We start from the raw sequence: 7,986 nt of genomic DNA, 5'->3' as shown, positions 1-7,986 counted from the left end.
GGGCGGCAGCCTCGCCGCCCTCGCCCGCCACCCGGGCCTGCGCCGCATCTACACCCACTTCAACAACACCAACCCGCTCCTGGACCCGTCCTCCGACGCCTGCGCGACGGTGCACAAGGCCGGTGCGGAAGTTCTGCCGGACGGGTACGAACTCATTCTGTGAACCCGGGACGCAGTCGTCCTCCACCACTCCTCAAGCGTTCTTCGAGCCCTCCTCAAGTGTTTTCAAGGGAATTCTGGATTCCACCTCGATGCGATACGGCGCCTGCGAACGGTGAACGTGTGTACCGTGCAGGAGCTTGAATTCCGAGGGGAGCTGAGTCAGTCACATGCCAGATTCCGGTGCACTTGTCTTCGATCCGACGCGAGAGAATTCTGACGCTCCGACAATGACGGCGGCGTTGGCGGGGACCCTCGACCAGGAAATTCGATCCGTACCGATCTCGTCGCTCGTTCCCGGCTATTCCCCCCGCCTGAGGGGCGAGGACACCGCGCACGTGGCCCGGCTCGCGGAGCTCGACGACACGCTGCCGCCGATCCTCGTGGAGCGGGCCACGATGCGGGTCATCGACGGCATGCACCGCATCATGGCCGCGTCCGCGAAGGGCCGCGAGCACATCGAGGTGCGGTTCTTCGACGGCGCTGCCGAGGAGGCGTTCCTCCTCGCGGTCCGGTCCAACACGGCGCACGGCCTTCCGCTCTCCCGGGAGGACCGCCGGGCCGCCGCGCAGCGCATCCTCGCCCAGTGGCCGCACCTCTCGGACCGGGCGGTGGCGCGCAGTGCGGGGGTCGGCGCCAAGACCGTGGCGGCGCTGCGGGCCGCCTCGGCAGGCAAGGGCCCGTGGCCGCAGGCCCGCAGGGGTACGGACGGCAAGCTCCGGCCGCTGGACGGCGCGGAGGGCCGCCGCAAGGCCGTCGAACTGCTCAGGGAGCGCCCGCACGCCTCGCTGCGCGAGGTGGCCCGGTGCGTCGGCATCTCACCGGCGACGGTCGGCGACGTCCGCAAACGACTCGCCTCCGGCCTGCCGCCCGTACCGGAACGGGACACCTCGAAGAAGCGGCAGGCGGGCGCCGACGCGACGGGCGCGACGAGCGACATGAACGCGACGGGCGCGACGAGTCCGACGGGTGCCATGAGCCCCACGGGCGCGACGGGTGCCACGAGGCCGCAGGGCGGTGCGGCCGAGGACGCCGTGGGCGTGGTCCGCCCGATCCGCGCGGTCCGCCCGGCCGACGTCTCGCCGATGGACAAGCTCCTGCGCGACCCGTCGCTGCGGCACAAGGAGAGCGGTAGGCAGCTCCTGCGGCTGCTCCAGCGAAGCGCCGTGGAGCGGCGGGAACTCCTGCTGATGGCCGATACGGTGCCCTCGCACTGCACGAACCTGGTGGCCGACCTCGCGAGGAAGTACGCGGGCATGTGGGAGGAGTTCGCGCGCGAGATCGGGGAGAGCGAGCAACCGTGACCGGCTGCTGTTCAACTGCGCGCGACGGCAGTTGAGCACGCGGGGCAAAAGCGGTCGGCGCCCGGTGGTGCGGCTGGGGGAAGTACGGTCGGCGCCCGGTGGTGCGGCGCTCGAACCCGGCCGGAGCTCCGGCCGGATCCCCGGCGGTGCCCGGTCGAGGACACCGACCGCTCCCCGGCGTCTTCCTATGATCGTTCGTGGCCGTCCCACCGACCCCACGAAAGGTACGACGCCCATGCGCGGACGCATACCCGCACTGCTGAGTGCGCCCCTCCTGGCCCTTCTCACCGTGCTCGCCCCGGCGCCCGCCGCCCACGCCGCGACGAGCACGCCGACGAGCACACCGGCCGGCACTCCGACCGGCACCTGGGCGGCCTCGCCCACCGCCGCACCCGCCTCCGACACCACGGTGTACGAGAACCAGACGCTGCGGCAGAAGGTGCACACGTCCGTCGCGGGGGGCGCCCTGCGCGTGCGGTTCACCAACGAGTTCGGCGCGACGCCGCTGGTCCTGGGCGGAGCGCATGCCGCACGTCCGGCGGCGGGCGGGCCCGAGACCGCCGTCGACCCCGGCAGCGACCGCGTGCTGCGCTTCGGCGGCAGTACGTCGACGACGCTCCCGCCGGGCACACAGCGCTGGAGCGACCCCGTCGAGCTGCCCACGACCGCCGGCAGCGACCTCGTGATCAGCCTGTACCTGCCGCAGCACACCCCGGCCGACACCGTCCACTCGTCGGCCTACCAGCGCAACTTCGTGGCCGCAGGCGACGTCACGGGCAAGCCCGACCTCGCACCGACCAGGACCACCACGTCGTGGCACTTCCTGTCGGGCGTGTCCGTCGACCCCGCCGCCGGCAGCGGCAGGGCGCCCTCGGCCCTGGTGGCGCTCGGCGACTCCCTCACCGACGGTGAACACACCACGATCGGCGCCAACCACCGCTGGCCCGACCTGCTCGCCGAACGGGCGCGCGCGGACGGGCAGTTGACCCGTACCGGCGTCGTGAACGCCGGCATCGGCGGCAACCGCCTGCTGCGGGACCCGAACCCGGAGCCCGGTTCGCCCGCCGAGTCCTTCGCCGCGTACTTCGGCGAGAGCGCACTGAAGAGGTTCGACCGGGACGTACTGGGGCAGCCCGGGGCCCGCGTCGTCAGCGTGCTCCTCGGTGTCAACGACCTGGGCGCGCCGGGCCTCGTCGCACCCGCGTCCGAGGAGGTCTCGGCCCCCGAACTCATCGAGGGGTACCGGCAGTTGATCCAGCGTGCCCACCAGAAGGGACTGCGGATCGTCGGCGCGACGATCCTGCCCTTCGAGGGCGACTCCCTCGGCTACTTCACCCCGCAGCGCGAGTCGGTCCGCCAGGCCGTCAACACCTGGATCCGCACGGGCGGCGCCTTCGACGGGGTCGTCGACTTCGACGCCGCCGTCCGCGACCCCGGCCGGCCGGGCCGACTGCTGCCCGCGTACGACGGCGGCGACGGTCTGCACCTCAACGACGCGGGCATGGCCGCGATGGCCCGGGCGTTCCCGCTCCAGCTGCTGTACTGAGCCCGGCCGCGCCGAGGCGGGGGTCAGAGGACGGCGCGGGCCCCCGCCGAGGCGACGCCCAGCCAGGTGTGCGGATTGCCCTCCCAGCACCAGCCCAGCTTCGGCGCGTTCTTGCTGATCCAGAACGCGGGAACCCGCGGGTCGCCGATGCGGCTGCCGGCGACGGACCAGCACTTGTTCTTGGCGAGGGCGGCGGGGAACTGGGTGAGCAGTGCCAGGCCCTCCTCGATGGTGAGGACGCTGCGCTCCCGGCCCTCGATCACCTTGAACGCCTCCAGCGGGACCGTCCCGCAGAACTCCTCGCCCCGGTCGATGTCGAAGAGGACGTACAACTCCTTCTCCGGGACGGCGAGTTCGTCGAGCGAGACGAAGCGCTCCAGCTCGCCGGGGCCGAAGAAGCGCTCGATGACGCCCGGTTCGGTCCTGCGGGGGCTCGCGAGAGTGGTGAGCGGCACCGCCTCCTCCAGGGAGACGACGGCCCGTGGGACCACCAGGACGAAGGGGACGCGGCCCTCCTCCGGCTCCGCCATGTGCTCCGCCCGTGCCACGACGGGTGCGCGCAGGGGCGCGGTCCTTTCGCGGAAGTCGCTCTCCGAAAGCCCGGCGAGACCCGGGTAACCCAGGTCGACGAGGGTCTGGAGCTGACGGTCGAACTCGGTGCCGGCGTCGAAAGCGGTCATGCATACCTCCGGGTCAGGGAACTCAAGACCATTTTAGATCTTCCCCGCAGGCCCGCCGCACGCCCGCCGCACGCCCGCCTTCAGCCCGCCGACAGCCTCCGGTGGGCCCGCCGCTTGCCGCGCTGCAGCGCGGATCGACCCTTTCCCAACGGTTTCTCAAGGGAGTTGGCGCACCGTGTGAACGGTCGCCGTGCAGCAGTGCACCGACCGACCGGAGGAGTACGAGCCATGCCCCGCTTCACCGTGCCGGACCTTCCGCTGGACGCCCTGCTCCGCGAGGCCGCGGTCCGCGACCCCGGAGGCATCGCCCTGCGCACCGAGGACAGCACCGAGGGCACCGCGGTGGACTTCGCCGCGCTGGACGCACGGGCCGACCGGGTCGCCGCCTGGCTGGAGCAGGAGAACGCGGGGCGGCGCGGGGTGCGTACGGCAGTGGTCCCCGCCCTCGGGCCGGACTTCGCCGCCCTCTACTACGGCACGGTCCGCAGCGGCGCCACCGCCGTCCTGGTCCATCCGATGGCCCCCGAAGAAGGCCTGCGGCACGTCCTGGCCACCGCGGAGGCCGAGGTGGCGTTCCTGCCCGCCGTCACCGCCAAGGTGGTGAACGCGATGCGCGACGCACTGCCCCTGCTGCGCACGGTCGTGGTGACCGACGGACCGCACGGATCTGCGTCCGGCTCCACCGTGTCCCTGCAACGCGCCCTGGAATCAGCCCCGTCGACGCCCGGGGGCGGCCCGGCCGACCCGGCGTCGATCGCGGCCGTCCAGTTCACCACCGGCACCACGGGCCCCCCGAAGGGCGTCCTGCTCACCCACCGCAACCTGGTCGCCAACGCGAAGCAGACCGCCGTCGCGCACCGCCTGGACTGCACCTCGGTCACCCTCAACCACCTGCCCTTCTTCCACGTCATGCACCTCAACTCCGCGATGTACGCGGGCGCCTGCCAGGTGCTGTGCCAGGACCCCGACCCCTTCGCGTCGCTCGCCGTGGCCGCCGGGGCGGGCGCCACCCACTACTACGGGCTGCCCGCACGGCTGCACCGGCTGGCCGCCGACCCGCGGCTCACCGCCGCGGGCCCCGCACCCGGCGGCACCCGGCTGACGGCCGTGCTCTCCGGTGGCTCCGCACTGCGGCCCCAGGCGGCGCACCTGCTGCGCGAACGGCTGGGCGTTCCCGTCGTCCAGGGCTACGGCATGACCGAACTCTCCCCGCTCACCCACTGCCAGCGGCCCGGACGGCACCGGCCGGGCACGGTCGGCGAGGCGCTGCCCGGCACCCAGTGCCGTCTCGTGGACCTCTCCTCCCGCCTGCCGGTCGGACCGGGGGCCACCGGGGAGGTACAGGTGAGGGGGCCGCAGCTGATGGCGGGCTACCTCGGGGACCGCAGGCCGCAACGGATCGACGCGGACGGCTGGTTCTCCACCGGGGACGTCGGCCACCTCGACGAGGAGGGGGAGCTGTGCCTGGTCGACCGGGTCGACGACCTCTTCTCGTACGACAACGAAATCGTCTCGCCGAGCCGGATCGAGAACGTCCTGCGCGAGGACCCGCGGGTCGCCGACTGCATCGTCGCCGACCTGCCCGACGAGGTGCACGGCTCCCTCGCCTGGGCCGGCATCGTCCTGCGCGACGATCCCGCGCCAGGCCACGGCGCCGCCCCGGGCCCGGCCGGGCGCGCCGTGGCCGACGTGCTCGCCTCCATCACCGCACGGGCCAACGGGCGACTCGCCGACCACGAGCACGTCCGGCTGGCCGAGACCCTGCCGGCCGTCCCCCGCAGCCCCGCGGGAAAGCCCGAACGGCGCGCCCTGCGCGCCCGGTTGCGCTCCCGCACCCCTCAGGAGAGCCAGGAGAGGAACACACCATGACCGGCCCCGTGCACCCCCGCCCCGCGCACCGGCACGCCCTTCCCGCGCACCGGCACGCCCTTCCCGCGCACCGGCACGCCCTTCCCGGAGGCGGCGCATGACGCGGCGGACGGGCCCCGACGTACTCGTCGCGGGAGCCGGCCCCGTCGGCCTGACCGCCGCCCACGAACTGGCCCGCCGGGGTCTTTCGGTGCGGGTCGTCGACGCCGCCGAAGGACCCGCGCGCACCAGCAGGGCCGTGGCCGCGCACCCGCGCACCCTGGAGCTGTTCGACCAGATGGGCGTCGTCGACGACCTGCTGGCCAGGGGCCGCCGCAACCGCGCCTTCACCATGTACGCGCGCGGCGGCCGGCCCGCCCGGCTGGAGGCCGACTACGCCACCATGCCGACCTCCTACCCCTTCACCCTGCTCATCGAGCAGACCGAGACGGAGGCGGTGCTGCGCGCGGCGCTGTCCCGCCGCGGGATCGAGGTCGAATGGGGGGTGCGGCTGACCGGCTTCACCCAGGACGCGGACACCGTACGGGCGACCCTGAGCGGCCCGGACGGCGACGTGGAGCGGATCGAGACGCCCTGGCTGGTGGGCTGCGACGGAGGCCACAGCACCGTACGCGCACAACTGGGCCTCGAACTGGCCGGGGAGGCCAGCGAGACCTGGATGCTCACCGACGCCCCGATCGAGACCGACCTGCCGCCCGACACCATCTACTGGGCCCACACCGGCAGTCAGGCGCTGATGATGGTGCCCTTCCTGCGCGACGGGCACTGGCGGGTGCTCGACACCGTGCCCGCCCCGCGCGGGGGCGACCCGCGCCGCACCGAGGAGCTGCTGAGCGAGAAGCTGTCGGCGGGCCTCGGCCACCGGGTCCGGGTCGGCCCGAGCCGGTGGACGTCGGTCTTCACCTTCCAGCAGCGGATGGTGGAGCGGATGCACGAGGGCCGGGTACTGGTCGCGGGCGACGCCGCCCACGTGCACAGCCCCGCCTCCGGGCAGGGCATGAACACCGGCATCCAGGAGGCCTGCAACCTGGCCTGGAAGCTCGCCATGGTCGCCCACGGCCACGCCCACCCGGACCTCCTGGCCACCTTCAGCGAGGAGCGGGTGCCGCTGGGCAGGACGCTGCTCCACTCCACCCGGACCGCCACCTTCCTCGTCCAGTTGAAGCAGGCGTTCGCCTCCCGGGCGCTGCCCCTCGCCCTCGCCGCCGTACGCACGGTGCGCCCGCTGCGGCGGGCGGTGCAGCGCAAGGTGCTCGGCGGCATGTCCGGGCTGCGCATCGGCTACGCCACCTCCTCCCTGACCACCGGCGCCCCGGGCCGCTCCGCGGGACCCGCACCCGGCGAACGGCTCACCGGGGCCCGGGTGCACGAGCCGGACCACCCCGGCTGCGCCGCGCTGCACGCCGAACTCCGCGACCCCCGCTGGACGTTGCTGCTGGCCGCGGGGGGCAGCCGGTCGGGCGACACCCCGGCGGACGTCGCCGGCACGGCGGCCCTCCAGTACGCCCCGTGGCTGTCGGTACGCACCGTCGGCGGCACGGGCACCGACGGGCCCGCCCCGCTCCCCGACCAGGACGGCCGGCTGCGCACGGAACTCGGCCTGACCCCCGGCGGCTGGCTGCTGGCACGCCCGGACGGCCACGTCGCCGCCCGGGGCGCCGCGCTGACCCGGGCCGCCCTGTCCGGCGCCCTCGCCCCGGCGGGGCCGCTCACCCCGCTCGCGGACGGGGTCCCGGAGGAGCCCGCAGCCCCGAGCGCCGCCCCCGTCCGGCTGCCCGGCGAGGGTCCGCGGGCTTGAGGGATGCTCCACCGTGCCTGCGATCCGCCCGGCACAGCATGGGCGCAACCGACGAACGGAGTCGCCATGACGACCACGCCCGACCTCGCAGCCCCCGTCCCCGCTCCGGCCGCCGCCCCGGCCGCCTGGAACGCGTCCCTGCACGCCGAGGTGCAGCAGTTCTACGCGCACCAGATGCAGCTTCTCGACCTGGGGGAGTCGGAGCGCTGGGCCGCGACGTTCACCGAGGACGCGACCTTCGCCGTGCCGACGCTCCCCGAGCCCGTGCGGGGACGCCCGGGGCTGATCGCGGCGACCAGCCGCACCCACGCCGAACTCGCCGCCGCGGGGCAGCGCCACCGGCACTTCATCGGCATGTTCGACGTGCGCCCCCTCGCGGACGGCGCCGTCGACGTGCGTTCGTACGCCATCGTCTACGTCTCGCAGGTGGGGGGCGACTCCGCGGTGCACCGGGTGTGCGTCTGCGAGGACCGGCTGGTGCGCGGCGACGACGGCACGCTGCGGGTACTCGCCCGTACGGTCACCCGGGACGACCTCGCCTGAGCCGCGGCCGTCGCCCGTGTGCGAACCCGCACGTGGAACCGTGCGCGAACCCGGACGTGACGGGGCCCCCGGAGGAATCTTCCTCCG

The 7,986-nt window shown here is 74.0% G+C and carries 6 protein-coding genes; 5 read left to right on the top strand and 1 reads right to left on the bottom strand.

Annotated elements, in window-relative coordinates; translation table 11 throughout:
* The first annotated feature begins 389 nt into the window (after positions 1 to 389).
* Both ACWGIG_RS34445 and ACWGIG_RS34440 read left to right on the top strand, forming a co-directional pair.
* The gene (locus ACWGIG_RS34445; protein ID WP_453325633.1) at positions 390 to 1,463 is read left to right on the top strand and encodes a transcriptional regulator; all 1,074 of its coding nucleotides are present in this window, start codon (positions 390 to 392) and stop codon (positions 1,461 to 1,463) included.
* Positions 1,464 to 1,698: 235 nt separating this feature from the next.
* Positions 1,699 to 3,009, top strand: coding sequence for an SGNH/GDSL hydrolase family protein (locus tag ACWGIG_RS34440; RefSeq protein WP_453325632.1), 1,311 nt, complete (start codon positions 1,699 to 1,701; stop codon positions 3,007 to 3,009).
* Between the two features lie 23 nt (positions 3,010 to 3,032).
* On the opposite strand, the gene ACWGIG_RS34435 is transcribed toward ACWGIG_RS34440, so the two are convergent.
* The gene (locus ACWGIG_RS34435; RefSeq protein ID WP_453325631.1) at positions 3,033 to 3,689 is read right to left on the bottom strand and encodes a DUF5701 family protein; all 657 of its coding nucleotides are present in this window, start codon (positions 3,687 to 3,689) and stop codon (positions 3,033 to 3,035) included.
* Positions 3,690 to 3,917: 228 nt separating this feature from the next.
* On the opposite strand from ACWGIG_RS34435, the gene ACWGIG_RS34430 reads away from it, so the two are divergent.
* The 3 genes from ACWGIG_RS34430 (at position 3,918) to ACWGIG_RS34420 (ending at position 7,899) form a co-directional block, all read left to right on the top strand.
* Positions 3,918 to 5,558, top strand: a complete 1,641-nt coding sequence (locus ACWGIG_RS34430; protein WP_453325630.1) for a class I adenylate-forming enzyme family protein — start codon at positions 3,918 to 3,920, stop codon at positions 5,556 to 5,558.
* A 97-nt stretch (positions 5,559 to 5,655) separates the two neighbouring features.
* Entirely contained in the window at positions 5,656 to 7,356 is a 1,701-nt protein-coding gene (locus tag ACWGIG_RS34425; RefSeq protein ID WP_453325629.1) for an FAD-dependent oxidoreductase, read from the top strand.
* Positions 7,357 to 7,422: 66 nt separating this feature from the next.
* A complete protein-coding gene (locus tag ACWGIG_RS34420; RefSeq protein WP_453325628.1) occupies positions 7,423 to 7,899 on the top strand; it encodes a nuclear transport factor 2 family protein in 477 nt (158 codons plus the stop codon).
* The last annotated feature ends 87 nt before the right edge of the window (positions 7,900 to 7,986 follow it).

This window comes from Streptomyces sp. NPDC054863 (genome assembly GCF_053610825.1).
This window is presented reverse-complemented; position numbering and strand designations above follow the sequence as displayed.

Coding starts and splice junctions, on each gene's coding strand:
- ACWGIG_RS34445 (WP_453325633.1), top strand. CDS start 390: ATGACGGCGGCGTTGGCGGGGACCCTCGACCAGGAAATTCGATCCGTA.
- ACWGIG_RS34440 (WP_453325632.1), top strand. CDS start 1,699: ATGCGCGGACGCATACCCGCACTGCTGAGTGCGCCCCTCCTGGCCCTT.
- ACWGIG_RS34435 (WP_453325631.1), bottom strand. CDS start 3,689: ATGACCGCTTTCGACGCCGGCACCGAGTTCGACCGTCAGCTCCAGACC.
- ACWGIG_RS34430 (WP_453325630.1), top strand. CDS start 3,918: ATGCCCCGCTTCACCGTGCCGGACCTTCCGCTGGACGCCCTGCTCCGC.
- ACWGIG_RS34425 (WP_453325629.1), top strand. CDS start 5,656: ATGACGCGGCGGACGGGCCCCGACGTACTCGTCGCGGGAGCCGGCCCC.
- ACWGIG_RS34420 (WP_453325628.1), top strand. CDS start 7,423: ATGACGACCACGCCCGACCTCGCAGCCCCCGTCCCCGCTCCGGCCGCC.